Consider the following 2,849-nt stretch of genomic DNA (forward strand, 5'->3'; position numbering starts at 1 on the left):
GGAATGTTTGATCTTCCAATAAGAAAGCATTGCTCCGACTATTTTTCGATTGGTTTTATTATCATCAATAATGAGGATTTTTGCTTTGCTAATGTCCACGGGTTTTACGGATTTTGGCTCTTCGGCTGGGTGGTCTGAATTTTTAAGGGTGATTGTAAACCAGAATGTAGAGCCTTTTCCCTCTTCGCTTTCAATCCCAATTTTACCACCCATCATTTCTGCGAGTTGCTTTGAAATAGCAAGCCCCAGACCTGTCCCACCAAATTTTCGGGTAGTGGAACCATCTGCCTGAGTAAATTTATCAAAGAGTTTACTCTGGTTTTCTTTTGAAACACCGATTCCGGTGTCGCGAACAGAAAAACGAAGTACAGATGAATCTTTCATTTTATTTTCCAAAGAACATAAAACTGAAATTTCACCCTTTTCCGTAAACTTAATGGCATTTCCAACAAGATTTGTTAACATTTGTTTCAATTTTCCCGGATCGCCTTTGAAAAATTTTGGAATTCCCGGGACAACGCTGCAAATAAATTCGAGCCCTTTTTCCTCTGTGCGAAAAGCCATTGTCTTGGCAAAATTATCCATCAGTTTTCTCAGATCAAAATCTATTTCTTCAAGATCCAATTTTCCGGCTTCAATTTTGGAGAAATCGAGAATATCGTTAAGAAGCGACAAAAGGGCTTTTCCACTGACCTTGACTGTTTCTGCAAACTGACGTTGTTCTTTATCGAGGTTGGAGTGAAGAAGCAGGTCGGTCATACCGATAACTCCATTCATAGGAGTACGAATTTCATGGCTCATATTTGCCAGAAATTCAGATTTTGCCATATTTGCCATTTCAGCTTCAGCTGCCATGGAATTTGCAATAGCTGTCTGTTCCATCAGGTTTTCGTTCATAAATTCCAATTCTTCTTGGACTTTTTTCAGCTCTGTGATAACCAATGTATTTGTTGCAATGAACTGCTGTTTTCCATTTTCATCTTTTATTATCTTAGCATTCATAAGTATGGGGAATTTCGTCCCGTCTTTTCGTAAATGAATAATTTCTTGACTTTGAATTTCTCCCTCGGTTTTAATCTTTAACCGATTTTTTTGTATTTTATTAGCCTCACTCGGATCGGAAAATTGGTACATGTCTTTTCCGATAATTTCTTCGACAGTATAACCATGAATCACGGCAAAATTATTATTTACATAAAGTATTTTCCCCTCTAAATCAGAAATTACATTTCCGTAATTAGCATTGTCTGAAATAGTTTTAAACTTGGTAATTTCGTTTTTTTGTTCACTCAGTTTCCGATTGGTTGCTAATTTACCTCGAATATTTTTTATAAGCACCAAAATTACAATTAACAAGAACAAAGCACCGATAATGAATAAATTCCGGAGGAGGTTTTCCTTTGCAATCTCTTGTTTTTTAAGGGCAATTTCCTGATCCTTTTTCTGAATTTCATACTTTGCTTGAATTTCTGAAATTTGTCTGCTCTTATTCAGACCAAAAATACTGTCTTTTAGGGATGTATATTTTTTGAACCATTGTAAGGCTTCCCGAAAATTACCCCTACAAGATTCCAGCTCCGAATTATAGAAATAATTATCTACTATGAGATGTTTGGCCTGGATTCTTTTTGCGATTTCCAAGCCTTCCCTGAGGTTTTGTTCTGCCTTTTTATATTTTTTAAACCTGATATTTAACTTTGCCAGACTTTGCAATGAATTGACAATTCCATTATAATCTTCTATCTCTTTTCGCATCCGAAGAGCAACGGCATAATATTCGATAGCTTCATCATATTTTCCTATTTTATGATAGGTTTGACCCATATAATACGATAGGCGTGCTATTCGATAATCATTTTTCAACTTTTCAAAAATATCAAGAGCCTTTTTATAATTTTCCAAAGCGAATCCATAATCTTTGGTCAAGTCTGCAACAATACCAATATTTGTATAAGATATTCCCAGTCCACGCAGGTTGTTTATCTCTAACTTGATATCCCTTGAACGGACAAAAAACTCCATTGCTTTTTTATAATCTTTGTTCCTTTTGTAAATGTTTCCGATATTATTAATAGTTTCTGCCATTCCGTATTTATCGTCTAATTCAGTAAATATTTTTAGTCCTTTTAGATAAAATTCCAGAGCTTTGTCATAATTACCCCTAACCTTGAACCAAAGTCCAAGCATCCGATTCCCTTCTGCAATTCCAAGAATATAATTCAACTGTTCGGAAAAGGAAAGAGCATTATCCAAGCAATTTCTCATTTTTTCGGGGTTGGTATTTCTATAAAGATAAGCAAGTTCGTTTAGTGCTTTAACCCTATTTGTATCTACAATTTGGGCTGATTTGTATGATTCAACCATACTCTCAAGGCTATCTAACTTTTCAGCAGGAGAAAAATAATTAGGGCTTCGTTCGGATGAAGCTATAGTTTGCCCTTGTCCCAAACAAAATACCGGTATCAGGATGAAAAACAAATTTAAAAGGAGGAATGTTTTAAAGGTTGAAAAAAATAATGGCTTATTTAGTTTGGATAAAATGTTTGATCCCCCCTTAAATTGAGGAATCTTGATTTTTTTTATTTTCATAATTTTGCTCTTGTTTTTCATATTATATTAATTTTCTAAATTGCTAAAAACATGGATGAAATTCCGGATAACAGTTTGTTATATGAAATGCGAGAGATTTAAAATCACTTAAGTTTCGTTTACACTTCCGGATTATATTAGATTTTTCCTTAAAAAAATTATTCATCCAAAATCCTTATTTTTTATTAACATTTCGCCAAAACTTTTCGTACTGCTTCCGCATCAATTGGTTTTGAAATATAATCGTTCATTCCGGCTTC

At 34.3% G+C, this 2,849-nt stretch carries 1 protein-coding gene; it reads right to left on the reverse strand.

The genetic code is table 11. From position 1 onward, the window contains the following. A partial coding sequence (locus U9P79_06600) for a tetratricopeptide repeat protein (GenBank protein ID MEA2104292.1) occupies positions 1–2,589 on the reverse strand: 2,589 nt, incomplete at its 3' end. Positions 2,590–2,849: the final 260 nt, after the last annotated feature.

This window comes from Candidatus Cloacimonadota bacterium, from assembly GCA_034661015.1.
Taxonomy (GTDB): domain Bacteria; phylum Cloacimonadota; class Cloacimonadia; order JGIOTU-2; family JGIOTU-2; genus JAYEKN01.